General features: G+C 72.5%; 16 protein-coding genes. 10 read left to right on the top strand and 6 right to left on the bottom strand.

What is annotated here, in order from left to right; all coding sequences use genetic code 11:
• Nucleotides 1-75 precede the first annotated feature (75 nt).
• Complete coding sequence (locus tag OHS58_RS46585; protein WP_125306405.1) at nucleotides 76-309, top strand: Lrp/AsnC family transcriptional regulator; 234 nt, start codon at nucleotides 76-78, stop codon at nucleotides 307-309.
• 19 nt (nucleotides 310-328) lie between these two features.
• Nucleotides 329-865, top strand: coding sequence for a DUF3515 domain-containing protein (locus tag OHS58_RS46580; protein ID WP_326955364.1), 537 nt, complete (start codon nucleotides 329-331; stop codon nucleotides 863-865).
• Nucleotides 866-926: 61 nt separating this feature from the next.
• Here OHS58_RS46580 and OHS58_RS46575 read toward each other — a convergent pair whose 3' ends face one another.
• From OHS58_RS46575 to pdxR, 3 genes are all read right to left on the bottom strand, one after another.
• Nucleotides 927-2,021 carry a D-alanine--D-alanine ligase family protein gene (locus OHS58_RS46575; RefSeq protein WP_328646529.1) on the bottom strand — a complete coding sequence of 365 codons (1,095 nt, stop codon included), beginning with the start codon at nucleotides 2,019-2,021 and terminating at the stop codon, nucleotides 927-929.
• A 121-nt stretch (nucleotides 2,022-2,142) separates the two neighbouring features.
• On the bottom strand, nucleotides 2,143-2,277 hold the full coding sequence (locus OHS58_RS46570) for a hypothetical protein (RefSeq protein ID WP_328646528.1): 135 nt from the start codon (nucleotides 2,275-2,277) through the stop codon (nucleotides 2,143-2,145).
• 542 nt (nucleotides 2,278-2,819) lie between these two features.
• Nucleotides 2,820-4,193 (bottom strand): MocR-like pyridoxine biosynthesis transcription factor PdxR, encoded by a 1,374-nt coding sequence (gene pdxR / locus OHS58_RS46565; RefSeq protein ID WP_326955366.1) that lies wholly within the window; start codon nucleotides 4,191-4,193, stop codon nucleotides 2,820-2,822.
• Between the two features lie 81 nt (nucleotides 4,194-4,274).
• Here pdxR and OHS58_RS46560 point away from each other — a divergent pair, with 81 nt between their 5' ends.
• Together OHS58_RS46560 and OHS58_RS46555 are read left to right on the top strand one after the other, a co-directional pair.
• Nucleotides 4,275-4,919 (top strand): pyridoxamine 5'-phosphate oxidase family protein, encoded by a 645-nt coding sequence (locus OHS58_RS46560; protein ID WP_326946992.1) that lies wholly within the window; start codon nucleotides 4,275-4,277, stop codon nucleotides 4,917-4,919.
• Nucleotides 4,920-4,985: 66 nt separating this feature from the next.
• Entirely contained in the window at nucleotides 4,986-5,579 is a 594-nt protein-coding gene (locus tag OHS58_RS46555; protein WP_328646527.1) for a dihydrofolate reductase family protein, read from the top strand.
• Nucleotides 5,580-5,611: 32 nt separating this feature from the next.
• Here the strand turns inward: OHS58_RS46555 and OHS58_RS46550 are convergent, their stop codons facing one another.
• Together OHS58_RS46550 and OHS58_RS46545 are read right to left on the bottom strand one after the other, a co-directional pair.
• On the bottom strand, nucleotides 5,612-7,039 hold the full coding sequence (locus OHS58_RS46550; RefSeq protein WP_328646526.1) for a sensor histidine kinase: 1,428 nt from the start codon (nucleotides 7,037-7,039) through the stop codon (nucleotides 5,612-5,614).
• A complete protein-coding gene (locus tag OHS58_RS46545) occupies nucleotides 7,036-7,752 on the bottom strand; it encodes a response regulator transcription factor (protein WP_326946989.1) in 717 nt (238 codons plus the stop codon). The genes OHS58_RS46550 and OHS58_RS46545 overlap by 4 nt, the downstream gene beginning before the upstream one ends.
• A gap of 148 nt (nucleotides 7,753-7,900) precedes the next feature.
• On the opposite strand from OHS58_RS46545, the gene OHS58_RS46540 reads away from it, so the two are divergent.
• The 6 genes from OHS58_RS46540 to OHS58_RS46515 are packed head-to-tail and all read left to right on the top strand — an operon-like array spanning nucleotide 7,901 to nucleotide 12,740.
• The gene (locus OHS58_RS46540; protein WP_328646525.1) at nucleotides 7,901-9,247 is read left to right on the top strand and encodes a ferredoxin reductase family protein; all 1,347 of its coding nucleotides are present in this window, start codon (nucleotides 7,901-7,903) and stop codon (nucleotides 9,245-9,247) included.
• A gap of 11 nt (nucleotides 9,248-9,258) precedes the next feature.
• Nucleotides 9,259-9,768, top strand: coding sequence for an FMN-binding protein (locus OHS58_RS46535; RefSeq protein ID WP_328646524.1), 510 nt, complete (start codon nucleotides 9,259-9,261; stop codon nucleotides 9,766-9,768).
• The gene (locus OHS58_RS46530) at nucleotides 9,768-10,517 is read left to right on the top strand and encodes an FAD:protein FMN transferase (RefSeq protein ID WP_328646523.1); all 750 of its coding nucleotides are present in this window, start codon (nucleotides 9,768-9,770) and stop codon (nucleotides 10,515-10,517) included. Before OHS58_RS46535 ends, OHS58_RS46530 begins: the two co-directional genes overlap by 1 nt.
• A 41-nt stretch (nucleotides 10,518-10,558) precedes the next feature.
• Complete coding sequence (locus OHS58_RS46525; protein WP_326946985.1) at nucleotides 10,559-10,939, top strand: VOC family protein; 381 nt, start codon at nucleotides 10,559-10,561, stop codon at nucleotides 10,937-10,939.
• On the top strand, nucleotides 10,936-11,766 hold the full coding sequence (locus OHS58_RS46520) for a class I SAM-dependent methyltransferase (protein ID WP_328646522.1): 831 nt from the start codon (nucleotides 10,936-10,938) through the stop codon (nucleotides 11,764-11,766). The genes OHS58_RS46525 and OHS58_RS46520 overlap by 4 nt, the downstream gene beginning before the upstream one ends.
• Nucleotides 11,763-12,740 (top strand): asparaginase, encoded by a 978-nt coding sequence (locus OHS58_RS46515; RefSeq protein WP_328646521.1) that lies wholly within the window; start codon nucleotides 11,763-11,765, stop codon nucleotides 12,738-12,740. Before OHS58_RS46520 ends, OHS58_RS46515 begins: the two co-directional genes overlap by 4 nt.
• Before the next feature lie 10 nt (nucleotides 12,741-12,750).
• Here OHS58_RS46515 and OHS58_RS46510 read toward each other — a convergent pair whose 3' ends face one another.
• Complete coding sequence (locus OHS58_RS46510) at nucleotides 12,751-13,230, bottom strand: cysteine dioxygenase (protein ID WP_326951806.1); 480 nt, start codon at nucleotides 13,228-13,230, stop codon at nucleotides 12,751-12,753.
• Between the last annotated feature and the right edge of the window lie 250 nt (nucleotides 13,231-13,480).

The following is a 13,480-nucleotide window of genomic DNA, read 5'->3' as shown; positions in this document are numbered from 1 at the left end:
TACGTTGCTGGCTGAGAACGTTCCTGCTCCCAAGTTCCTACCCTGAGCCGATCGATCCCGACGAAAGGGCGCGCCGTGGTCCACGCATACATCCTCATCCAGACCGAGGTCGGCAAGGCGGCCGCGGTGGCGGCCGAGATCTCGAGCATCCCTGGTGTGACCAGCTCGGAGGATGTCACCGGCCCGTACGACGTCATCGTGCGCGCGGCCGCCGACAGCGTGGACCAGCTGGGCCAGCTCGTGGTCGCGAAGGTGCAGAACGTGGAAGGCATCACGCGGACGCTGACCTGCCCGGTCGTGCATCTCTGAGCAGTGGTGTAGTGGTCCGGTGCCTGACTCCGACACCGGCGCCCCACCCAGGGTGGTGCTCGTCACCGCGGCCGCGCTCGCCGTGGCCCTGGCGGTCGCCGTCGCCGTCTTCGCCCTGACTCACCGTTCTCCGGATCCCGCGGCCGGCCCGTTGCCGCTGGTCTCCGTGCCCGCCCCGGCGGCGGCGTCCCCGGCGTGCAAGACGCTGCTGGGCGCGGTGCCGACCGAGCTGACGTCGAACGGGTCATCGCTCTCGCTGCGCACCCTGGCGGACCCGGCCCCGCCGGCGACGGTGGCGTGGGGCACGACCGACCCGCTGGTGCTCCGGTGCGGGCTGGACCGGCCGCCGGAGCTGACCCCGACGTCGCAGCTGAGGCTGGTGAACGGCGTCCAGTGGCTGCAGGTCCCGGGCGACGGCGCGTCGACGTGGTACGTGGTGGACCGCGAGGTCTACTCGGCCCTCACGGTGCCGGACAGCGCCGGAACGGGCCCGTTGCAGCAGATCTCGGACACGGTGGCCGCGAAGCTGCCCGCGCGCCCGCTGCGGTTCTCCTGAAAGCCGTGAAGGTCTCCTTCCCGGCTCTTATGGCCGGTAAGGAGGCCTTCACGGCTTTGGGCTAGCGCAGGCCGGTGCCGCGAGCGATCGCCGTCTCGATGAGCGTGGTCAGCAGGGTCGGGTAGTCGACGCCGGTGACCTCCCACATCTTCGGGTAGGCGGACTTCGTCGTGAAGCCGGGCATCGTGTTGACCTCGTTGATGCTCGGTTCGCCGTCGGCGCCCACGAAGAAGTCGACGCGGGCGAGGCCCTGGCAGTCCAGCGCGCGGAAGGCCTCGACGGCCATCGCGCGGAGCTTCTCGGTGACGGCGTCGTCGAGCTTGGCCGGGATGTCCAGCTCGGCGTCGTCACCCAGGTACTTGGTTTCGAAGTCGTACCAAGCGTTTTCGTCCTCGGACAGGACGCGGATCTCGGCCGGGAGCGACGCCTCGACGCGGCCGTCCGGGAACTCCAGGACACCGCACTCGACCTCGCGACCGACGACGGCCGCCTCGACGAGAACCTTCGGGTCGGTGGCGCGGGCCAGCTCGATGGCGGCGTCGAGGTCGTCCCAGGACGTCACGCGGCTGATGCCGACCGAAGAACCGGCGCGCGACGGCTTCACGAACACCGGCAGGCCGAGCTGGGTTTTGGCCTCGTCGTCCAAAGTGGACTGACCCCGGCGGAGTGCGGCGAAGGTGCCGACCGGAAGCCCTTCGGCGGCCAGGAGCTTCTTCGCCGTCTCCTTGTCCATGGCGGCCGCGCTGGCGAGCACGCCAGGGCCGACGTACGGGATGCCGGCGAGCTCGAGCAGGCCCTGGATGGTGCCGTCCTCGCCGAAGGCGCCGTGCAGCACCGGGAAGACGACATCCACCTGGGACAGCAGCTCACTTTCCCGCCCCGGCTCGACGGCGACGAGCCCTTGGCTGGAGGGATCCCCGGCGAGCACGAGGCTCTTGCCGTCTTCGACGGAAGGCAGCTCACGGCCGCGGATGGCGAGCTGCGCGGAGTCGCCGGTCCCGAGCACCCAGCGCCCTTCACGAGTGATGCCGACCGGGACGGCTTCGAACCGCTCCGGGTCGAGGTTCCCCAGGACACTGCCCGCGGACAGGCAGGAGATGGTGTGCTCGCTACTGCGCCCGCCGAACACGACCGCCACCCGGATCTTCTCGCTCATGGTGAGCCACCGTACCCGGTGACCTCGACGAACACCCCAGCCCCGTGCGGCGGGCGAGACCCTCAGAGCGCCGAACGCAACCCTCGTGGCCCAGGGACGTCGTTACCTACGAGGGGCATTGTCAGCGCAGCAGCAACACCGATGTCAGCAGCAACACCGGCACCAACACCAGCACCAACGCGGCATCGCCGCGCCGAGCGCCTCCCGCGCAGCCGACTCGCCCTTTGCGGGCCGCACGCGAGTGTTGGCCGTCCATGAGTGTCAGCCTTACGCGAGTGCCGGCCATCCGTGAACGGCCCGACTGACCCGCCCGACCCCCTGGCCGGCCTGTGCATCCGCTCGGCTGGCCCGCCCGCCCGAACACAGCGCCCGCCCTCCCAGGGGGTCCATCCCCGCTCCAGCGTATCCAGGCCGACCGACGAAAATTCGGAAAAGCCCTCGCCAGGGCCCGGTTATCCACATCACGGCCAGGTTGTGGACAACGACTGGACCGCCGCCCGGCACCCGGCCGCCATCACGCGGGCTCAGAAGGTCGACACGCGTGATCAAAGCCGGAAACTCGGCGCTTGAGAGCGGAGCAGCGTGACGGCAGGCGAGACTCGCGTGATTGGGAACGGAACTCGCGTGATCGGAGCCGGAACTCGGGTGCTTGAGAGCGGAGTCGCGTGACGGGCGGCGAGACTCGCGTGAGTGGGGACGGAACTCGCGTGATCGGAGGCGGAACTCGCGCTGCTGGAGACGGAACTCGCGAACGTGGGCCGGCGGCGGACTGCTGGCGAGCCGGCCGCCCGCAAACCGTCAGCGCAGCAGCGAGACCAGTGTCGGCAGCGCCGAGACCAGTGCCTCCCGCGTGCATCCCGCGTACCCGATCGCCACTCCGTGCGCCGTCGGGACTCCGGCGAAGTGCCGCGCCAGCCCGTCCAGCCGGATCCCTCGCCGCTCCGCCGTCGCGATCACCGACGCCTCCACCTCAGCCGACGGGAACGGGACCACCAGGTGCGCCCCGGCGTCGTCGCCGCGGAGGGGGATTCCTGCCGTTGCCAAGGCGCCCGCCAAGAGCGTTCGGCGCTCCGCCATCTCGCGGCGGATCTTGCGCAGGTGCCTTCCCAGGTCTCCGTTGCGCGCGAACTCGTACAGCACCCGCTGCCCCGCCGGCGACGGCCGCGTGCCCGTCAGGTCGCGGTACGCCAGCACCGCCGACGTGATCGCCTCCGGCGCCACCATCCAGCCCGCGCCCAGCGTCGGCGTCAGGATCTTCGACGTCGTCCCCAGGTGCGCGACGACGTCCGGGGCAAGCGAGGCCAGCATCGGCAGCGGCGCGACGTCGAAGCGCAGCTCGCCGTCGTAGTCGTCCTCGATCACCAGCATCGACGACGCCCGCGCCCGCTCGACCAGCGAAACCCGCCGCGCCGCGCTCAGCCGGCTGCCCATCGGGTACTGGTGCGCCGGCGAGCAGTACACCGCCCGCGCGCCCGCCGGGATCGCCTCCGGCCGCAGCCCCTCCTCGTCCACCGGGACGCCGACGACCCGCATGCCCGCCCGGAGGAACGCCTGCACCGCGCGCTGGTAGCCGGGCTCCTCGACGGCCACGACGTCGCCGCGTTCCAGCACCGCCGAGGCCAGCTCGACCACCGCGGCGGTCGTCCCGCCGGTGGCCAGCACCGAACCCGCCGCCAGGCCGCGGTGGCGCAGCAGGTGCTCCGACACGGCCGCGCGGTACTCCGGCAGGCCCGCGCGGTGGGCGCGGATCAGCGGGTCCGGGTCGGCCGCGGCCCGCCAGGCCCGGCGCCACGCCGCGCGGTCCAGCCCGGCCGCCCACGGTGTGCCCGGCCCGAGGTCCAGCAGCGACGGCGGCTCGACCTCGGCCGAAGGCGCGACGCCCGGCGCCGGGACCTCCGAAGCCGAAAACGACGGCGGCGTCGTCACGTACGTCCCCGAGCCGTGCCTCCCGGCGATCCAGCCCTCCGCGTGGAGCTGCTCGTACGCGGCCGACGTCACCGTCCGGCTGACGCCGAGCCGCCCGGCCAGCGCGCGGGTCGACGGCAGCCGGTCGCCGCCGCGCAGGTGCCCGGACGCCGCCGCCTCGCGCAGCGCGTCCGCGAGCTGGACGGCGAGCGGCGTGACGGACGCGCGGTCGAGGCTGACCGGGAGCGCGGTGTCGGCGTGGGTCACGGGGACCTCCTCAAGTGGACTTCCCAAGTGTACGAGAAGTGGACGTTTTCCGATGCCACTGCCGGGAGAGACGCTGGTCGCATGCTCTCCACCACGCCCCGCACCACGCTCGGCCGCAAGAAGAACCGGGCCGTCACCGACCGCGCCGTGCTGCACGCCGTGCTGGACGACGGCCTGATCTGCCACCTCGGCGTCGTCCGCGACGGCGTCCCGCTGGTCCTGCCCACCGGCTACGGCCGCGACGGCGACACGCTCTACCTGCACGGTTCCACCGGCGCGTCGAGCCTCCGGAAAGCCACCCAGGACCTCGACGTCTGCGTCACGGTGACCCTGCTCGACGGCATCGTCTACGCGCGGTCGGTGAACAACCATTCGATGAACTACCGCAGCGCCGTCATCCTCGGGAAGGCGAAGCTCGTCACCGACGCCGAGGCGAAGATGCACGGCCTCGAGGTGCTCACCGACCACCTCGCGCCGGGTTCGTGGGCGCACGCGCGGGAGGTCAACGCCAAGGAGTTCGCGGCGGTGAGCGTGCTCTCCCTCGACCTCGCCGAGGCGTCGGTGAAGATGCGCGCGGAAGGTCCCGACGACGAGCCGGACGACGTCGGCGCGGACACCGCGTGGGCCGGGGTGCTGCCGGTGCGGACCGTCTTCGGCGCGCCCGAGCCGTCGGCCGACCTCTCCCCCGGCTGGGTGATTCCGCCACACGTCACCGATCGGGAGTAGCACGCTGTCGATCCGCGCGGTGGCCGTTCGTATAGGCGGCGACAGACCGAAGCGGAAGGAAACCCCATGCGCGAACTCAGCGTCACTATGAACGTCACCCTCGACGGCGTCGTCCAGGGCCTCGGCCGGCCCGACGAGGACACCCGCGGCGGCTTCACCCACGGCGGCTGGGGCGGCCGCTACCAGGACGAGGTCCTGGGCCAGGAGATGAGCCAGGGCATGGGCAAGCCCGGCGACATGCTGTTCGGCCGCCGCACCTGGGAGGACTTCATCGGCGCGTGGGCCGGGCAGACCGACGGGAACCCGTTCACCACGCACATGAACGCCGCCACCAAGTACGTCGCTTCGACCACTTTGGACGACGTCGGCGCGTGGCAGAACTCCGTGCTGCTGCACGGAGACGCGGCCAAGACGGTGGCCGAGCTGAAGGCCACGCCCGGCAACGACCTGTCGGTCATCGGCAGCGCCGCGCTCGTGCGCGCGCTGCACGCGGCCGGGCTCGTCGACCGCTACACGCTGCTGATCCACCCGCTGACGCTCGGCCGCGGCGCGCGGCTGTTTGACGACGCCGCGCCCTTCACCGAGTTCACGCTCACCCGCAGCGTCGCGACCACCAAGGGCGTGATCATCGCCTACTACGATCGGCGCAAGTCCTCGTGAGTGGTAATTCGGGTTAGAACCCTAATTACCACTCACGACCGGGCCAGCGGGAGCCGGACGGTGAAGGTCGTGCGGCCCGGGGCGGACTCGACCGAGACCGTGCCGCCGTGCGCCGTGACCAGGGACTGCACCACCGACAGGCCGAGGCCGGTTCCGCCGCCCGAGCGGGTGCGGGAGTCGTCGACGCGGAAGAACCGGTCGAAGATCCGCTCCTGGTCGGCCGGCTCAATGGCGGCAGGCCCGGCGTCGGTGACCCGCGCGACGGCCCCGGCGCCCTCGACCGCCACCGCGACGTGCACCGCGGTCCCCGGCGGCGTGTGCACGGCCGCGTTGGCCAGCAGGTTGTCGAGCACCTGCCGCAGCCGCACCGGGTCGGCGTCCACAAGCGCCGGATCCAGGGAAGTCGTCACCGGGTGGTCGGGCCGGCCGGCGGCGAACGCGTCCGCCGCGTCGCCGGCCAGCTCGGCCAGGTCCGTCCGCTCGGGACGCAACGGCGTCTCGGCCGCCCGCGCGTCGAGGCGGGCCAGCAGCAGGAGGTCGTCGACGAGCACGGTCATCCGCGCCGTCTCCTCGCGGATCTTGCTCAGGTGCGCTTCGCGTTCCGCCGGCTCGTTCGCGGCCGCGTAGCGGAACAGGTCGGCGTAGCCCCGGATCGACGTCAGCGGGGTGCGCAGCTCGTGGGACGCGTCGGCGACGAACCGGCGCAGCCGCTCGTTCGCCTCGGTCTTGGCCGCCAGTGACGTGTCGATGTGCGCCAGCATCACGTTGAACGCCGTCCGCAGCTCCTCCACCTCGACGCCGCCGCCGCTGCCCGACGCGCGCACCGGCAGGTCGGGGTTCGCGGTGAGGTCGTGGGCCGCGATGTCGTGCGCGGTGCCGGCCATGTCGGCCAGCGGGCGCAGGCCGCGGCGCAGCACCAGCCGGCCGACGACCACGAGCACCGCCAGCGCGAGCGCGAACGCGCCCACCTCGACCCAGACCAGCTGCCGGACGGTCCCGTTCAGGTCCCCCTGCGGCGCGGCGCTCAGCAGCACCGAATCGGTGTCGACCGGGCAGGCCCGCACCCGGTAGGGGCCGTCGTCGTAGAGGTAGATGTCGCGGGTGACGTCGCCGCCGACGGCGTCGGCGGCGATCTTCGCCAGCTGCTTGCCGTCGCCGGGCAGCATCCCGCCCGGCTCGGGCGTCGCGACGCCGTCGCGCACCGAGTACAGCGCCGAGTACCAGGAGTAGACCGACTGCGGCGAGCCGTGCGTCTCGCGCAGCGTCGGCACCTGGGTGTTCTGGCTCTTGGACAGCTGCTCGTCGAGGCGCCGGTCGAGGTAGCCGTGCATGATCCCGACGGTCGTGACGCCGACGGCGGCGAACACCACCAGGGCGAGCGCGCCGAGGCCGAGCGTGATGCGGGTGCCGAGCCGGGTGCGCCGCCAGGCCCCGTACCACCGGCGGAAGAAGCCCCTCACCGGTTGACCTGACGCACGACGTACCCGACGCCGCGCACGGTGTGGATCAGCGGTTCGCCCGCGCCCGCGTCGATCTTGCGACGCAGGTGCGAGATGACGAGTTCGACCACATTGGACCGGCCGCCGAAGTCGTACTCCCAGACGTGGTCGAGGATCTGCGCCTTCGTCAGCACCGACGGCGAGCGGCGCATCAGGTAGCGCAGCAGCTCGTACTCGGTCGGCGTCAGCTCGGCCGGCGCCCCCTCGCCGCGGCGGACCTCGCGGGTGTCCTCGTCCAGCGTCAGGTCCCCGACGCGCAGCACGGCCCCGCGCGCGGCGGCCGGGAGCGCGGCGCCGGTGCTGCGGCGCAGGACCGCCCGCAGCCGCGCCATCAGCTCCTCGACGGAAAACGGTTTCACCAGGTAGTCGTCACCCCCGCGGGTGAGCCCGGCGATCCGGTCCGCCGTCGCGTCCTTGGCCGTGAGGAACACCACGGGCACCGCGCTGCCGTTCGCGCGCAGCCGGTCGAGCACCGTGAAGCCGTCGAAGTCGGGCAGCATCAGGTCCAGCACCACGATGTCCGGCGCGAACGCCGCCGCCTCGCTCAGCGCGGCCTTGCCGGAGCCGGCCGTGACCGCCTGCCAGCCCTCGTACCGGGCGACGGTGGCGACGAGGTCGGCGATGTGCGGCTCGTCGTCGACGACGAGCAGGCGCACGGGTTCGGAGGGCTGCACCACCCCATCTTCTCCCGGCGCGCGAGCGGGCGGCGAGGCGGTGACGCGGGCCGACAGGAACCCGACAGCCGGCACCCAGACTCGCCACAGGCTCGGTGACGAGGCTGGCCTTCGTGAACCGAACCGACGAGGGATCCGTGTGACCAGCATGACGCAGACCGCCGAGGCCACGCGCCCGGCGATCCGCCCCCGGATCGCCGCGAAATCCGGCCTCTTCCTCCTCCTGGGCGCCAACGTGGCCGCCGTGACCACCCTGTTCGCGCAGGCCGGGCTCTCCGACGACGTGCTGATCAGCATCGGCAGGCTCGCCGGGCTGTACGGCGCGCTCGCGATGGCGTTCCAGCTGCTGCTGGTGGCCCGGCTGCCCTGGCTGGACCGGCGCATCGGCATGGACCGGCTCACGACGTGGCACCGCTGGACCGGCTTCACGATCCTGTGGACGCTGCTCGCGCACCTGGTGTTCATCGTGTTCGGGTACGCCGAGGTCGAGCACCACGGCGTCGTCGACGAGCTGGTGGACATGGCGAACCAGCTGGAGGGCATCCTGCGCGCGCTGGTCGCGTTCGCGGTGATCCTCATCGTCGGGGCGGCGTCGGCGAAGTTCGCGCGCCGGCGGCTGGCCTACGAGACGTGGCACTTCATCCACCTCTACACCTACGCGGCGGTGTTCCTCGCGTTCACGCACCAGATCGCGCTCGGGACGTCGTTCGCCGGCTCGCCGATGGCGAAGAGCTACTGGTGGACGCTCTGGCTCGGCGCCGGCGCCGCCGTGCTCGCCGGGCGCGTGCTGCTCCCGCTGTGGCGGAACCTGCGTCACCGCCTGCGCGTCACCGCCGTCGTTTCCGAGGCCCCGGACGTGGTTTCGGTCTACATGAGCGGCAAGCACCTCGACCGGATGCCGGCCCGCGCCGGCCAGTTCTTCCTGTGGCGGTTCCTCACCAAGGACCGCTGGTACCAGGCCAACCCCTTCTCGCTGTCCGCCGCGCCCGACGGCCGCACGCTGCGCCTGACCGCGAAGGCCCTCGGCGACGCCAGCGCGTCGCTGCGCAACCTCCGCATCGGGACGCGGGTGTTCGCCGAAGGCCCGTACGGCGCGTTCACGACGATCCACCAGCAGCGGCCCGACGCGCTGCTCGTGGCGGGCGGCGTCGGCATCACGCCGATCCGCGCGCTGCTGGAGGACATCCAAGGCCACGTCGTCGTGCTCTACCGGGTGCGCACGCAGGCCGACGCGGTCCTGCTGCCCGAGCTGAACCAGCTGGCCAAGACCCGCGGCGCGATGGTGAGCGTCCTCACCGGACCCGACCAGGCCGTCGGGCCGCGCGGCACGATGCTCGGCCCGGCGAACCTGCACATGATGGTGCCGGACGTGCACGAGCGCGACGTCTTCGTCTGCGGCCCGCCCGGGATGACGTCGGCCGTGCTGCGCAGCCTGCGGGAGCTGCGCGTGCCCAAGGCCCAGGTCCACGCCGAACGCTTCAGCCTCGCGGCCTAGGGGGACTCGTCATGAAGAGAACCATCTTCGTCGTCGCGCTGTCGATCGCGGGCTTCATCGCGGTCTGGCGGTTCGAACCCGGGCCGCCGGTGCAGAACACCGCCGTCGCCCAAGCGCCGCCGGCCGTCGTCGCACCGTCCACTCCGGCTCCTACAACGGCGCCTTCACCGTCCACTTCGGCCGGTGGCCCGACCGGTGGCACGTCGAACTCCCCTGCGACGTCCGCGCCGCCGCCGTCCACTTCGGACAGTGCGAAAGCGACGGTGACCACGCAGGGTACGGCCGAGTGGAGCACCTACGGGACCGTGCAGGTCCAGGTGACCTTCGCCGGGACGCGGCTGGCCGCGATCACCCTGCTGCAGGCGCCGGACGGCGGGCGCGCGCTGACCGCGTTGCCGAAGCTGCAGGAAGAGGCGATCAAGGCGCAGAGCGCGAAGATCGACACGGTGACCGGCGCGACCGAGACGAGCGAGTCGTACAAGACGTCGCTGCAGGCCGCCATCGACGCTCGGGGCAACTGATGACGAACCGCGTGGAACAGGTGATGGGCCTGCCGATCTCCCTCGACCTGCGGGACAGGGACGACACCGGCGACTTCGCCGACGTCGTCGACGACGTCTTCGCGTGGTTCCGCGACGTCGACGCCCGGTTCAGCCCGTTCAAGCCGGACAGCGAGGTCAGCCGCTACGACCGCGGCGAGCTGCCGGCCGAGGACCTGAGCGACGACCTGATCGAGGTGCTGGAGCTCTGCGCGTACTACGAGCAGCTCTCCGGCGGCGCGTTCCGGGCGCGGCTGCCCGGGCGCGGCCTCGACCCGTGCGCGGTGGTGAAGGGCTGGGCGGTGCAGCGCGCCGCCGACATGCTCAAGGCCGAAGGCGCGACGACGTTCTGCCTCAACGCGGGCGGCGACGTCGTCACGGCCGGCGAGCCCGAACCCGGACGGCCGTGGCGGGTCGGCGTCCGCCACCCCGAGCAGCCCCTGGCCGTGTGCGCGGTGCTGGAGTCGCGCAACGGCGCCATCGCGACGTCGGCGGCCTACGAGCGCGGCTCGCACATCCTCGACGGCCGCGACGGCACCCCGGCGACCGGCCTGATGAGCGTCACGGTGGTGGCCGGCGACCTGGTCACGGCGGATGCGCTGGCCACGGCGGCGTTCGCGATGGGCGCGGAGGGCATCACGTGGGCGGCGGACCGGCCGGGCTGCGAGATCCTCATCGTCGACGACAGCCGCCGCATGCACCGGACCGCGGGGCTCGCGGTCGCTTCGTAAATCGAGTCGCTCCGGCGTGGACACTCGGCCAGACTCGGGGCATGCCTTCCGCCGTGCTGAACGTGTCCGTCGACTGCGCCGACCCGTACACCCTCTGCCAGTTCTGGAGCCAGGTCACCGGGAAACCGATCCCCGACGGCGACCACCCGGGTGACGACGAGGTCGGCATCGAGCTGTCCGACGGCACCGCCTTGCTGTTCCTGAAGGTGCCGGAACCGAAGACGGTCAAGAACCGCCTGCACCTGTGCCTGCAACCGGACGTCCCGCGTGACGAAGAGGTCGCACGCCTGATCGGGCTGGGCGCCACGCTGGTCCACGACCGGCGCAACGAGGACGGCACCGGCTGGGCCGTGCTCGCCGACCCCGAGGGCAACGAGTTCTGCGTGCTGCGCAGCAAGGCCGAGCGCGCGGCGACGTCGTGACGGACTCGTTCGCGGCCTCTTTCGGGGTGAACAAGGCCAACTGGGACGACCGCGCGCCGCTGCACGCGTCCTCACCGGACTACAACTTCGCGGACTTCGCCGCCGATCCGGCGTACCTGAGCGCCGTCGTGCGGTTCGACCGGCCCCGGCTGGGTGACATCGCCAGGCTGCGCGCGGTGCACCTCCAGTGCCACCTCGGCACGGACACGGTGTCGCTGTCCCGGCTGGGCGCGCGGGTGTCCGGGCTCGACTTCTCGGGCGCGGCGCTGACCGAGGCGCGGCGGCTGGCCGAGGCGGCGGGCGCGGAGATCGACTACCACGAGGCCAACGTCTACGACGCCGTCTCCGTGCTGGGCGCGGAGGGCTTCGACCTGGTCTACACCGGAATCGGCGCCCTGTGCTGGCTGCCGTCGGTGGCGCGCTGGGCCGAGGTCGTCGCGGGCCTGCTGCGGCCGGGCGGGCGGCTGTTCATCCGCGAGGCGCACCCGATGCTGCAGACGCTCGACGAGACCGTCGACCCCGCGCTGCCGCGGTACCCGTACTTCGAGCAGGCCGAGCCGCTGGTGTTCGACGAGCCGGGCACCTACGTCGAGGTCGCCGGCGCACTGACCCACACGGTGACCCACGAGTGGAACCACTCGCTGGGCGAGATCGTCACCGCGCTGCTGGCCGCCGGGCTGACGCTGACCGGGCTCACCGAGCACGACAGCGTGCCGTGGAACGCCATCCCGGGCCAGATGGTGCACGACGAGGCCGTCGACGAGTGGCGGCTGAAGGACACGCCGCAACGGCTCGCGGCGAGCTACACGCTCCAGGCCGTCAAGTGACCGTGATCGCGGTCGCCACCCTGGGCGGCACCATCTCGATGGCCCCTTCCGGCGGCTCCGGGGGCGCGGTGCCGCGGTTCGGCGCCGCGGAGCTGCTCGCCGGTCTCGGCGACCTGCCGTTCGAGGTGCGCGCGGAGACCTTGGCGGGCATCGGCAGCGCGTCGCTGGACTTCGCGACGCTGCTGCGCTGCCGCGACTGGGGGCTGGCCCAGGACGCCGACGGTTTCGTGGTCGTCCAGGGCACCGACACCCTCGAGGAGACGGCGTACTTCCTCGACCTGTGCTGGCCGTCGGAGACCCCGGTGGTCATCACCGGCGCGATGCGCAACGCGGGCCTGCTCAGCCCGGACGGCCCGGCGAACCTGCGGAACGCGCTGACCGTCGCGGCCGATCCCCGCGGCCGGGGGCGCGGCGCGATGGTGACGCTGAACGACGACGTCCACGCGGCGCGGTGGGTGCGGAAAGCGCATTCGAGCCACCTGGAAGCGTTTTCGTCGGCGCCGGCGGGCCCGCTCGGCATGGTCGTCGAGCAGGCGGTGCACTGGTTCCACCCGTCGCCGCCGCGGCCGCCTGTTCTCTCCGGCGACGACTTCACCGGGCTGGTGCCGGTGGTCGAGTCCGGTCTGGACGACCCGGGCGCGGTGCTGGAGCTGGTCGCGGCGGATCCGCGGGTGCGCGGGGTGGTGCTGGCCGCGGCGGGCGCCGGACACGTCTCGGCGGGCGCGGCCGACGTCGTCGAGCGGCTGGTTCCGCGGCTGCCGGTGGTGGTCGCGTCCCGGACGGGCGCCGGGCCGACGCTGCGCTCGACGTACGGCTTCCGCGGTTCGGAGTCGAGCCTGATCGCGATGGGCGCGACGATGGCGGGCTGGCTGGACGCCCGCAAGTCCCGGATCCTGCTGGCCACGCTGCTGGCGGCGGGCGCCGACCGCACGCGCATCGAGCAGGAGTTCCGCCTCCGCGGCGACCTCGGCTGACCCTGGCAGGTCAGTCGCGGATCGGACCGCTCAGCGGGTCCAGGTGGTACGGGCGCATCGCGCGGCCCGCGTCGCGGTAGACGTGGACCGAGACCGCCGGGTCCGGGCCCTCGTTGCGGACCTCGTGCACGTACCCCGGGCCGAACACCCGCGACTGCCCCGCGGCGAGCGCGTGCAGCTCGGTGATCGCGCGGCCGTCGGGCGCGCGGCGGGCGACCGCTTCCGTCAGGTGGCCGCTGACCACCGTGAACGCGCCGCTGGCGATCGCGTGGTCGTGCAGGTCGGTGCGCTGGCCGGGCAGCCAGCTCATCAGCCACACCTCCTGCTGCTCGTCCTGGGAGACGAGCGTCGCGTAGCGCTCTTCCGGGTCGTAGCGCAGCAGGTGCTTCCAGCGGTCGCGATCGGCGGCGACCTCCAGCGCGACGCGCACGGGGTGGCGCAGCGCGGGGTTCTCGGGACGCAGCAGGGTGTTGTCCGGGACGGCGAACATGAGGGTCCTCACGGGAGAAAAGGGGTGTCGAGCTGGGCCGGGGCGGGGTTCACCGACAACAGCGACACGCACACATGACGGCGCGGAGGTCGTGACGACCCCGCGACTCGATCATGGTTGGCGCGAACATGGCGCCTACGGTTCCAGCCACCCGGAGACCGGTCAAGCGGCTCCCAGCATCCGGGCGGTACGTGCCCCGCCCGCCCGGTGCCGGAAGGCCGTGAAGGCCTCCTTCCCGGCCTTTAGCGCC

Origin of the sequence: Amycolatopsis sp. NBC_00348 (genome assembly GCF_036114655.1) — a bacterium.
In the GTDB taxonomy this organism is placed as follows: domain Bacteria; phylum Actinomycetota; class Actinomycetes; order Mycobacteriales; family Pseudonocardiaceae; genus Amycolatopsis.
The sequence above is the reverse complement of the archived record's forward strand: the minus strand, read 5'-3'. Positions and strand labels throughout refer to the sequence as shown.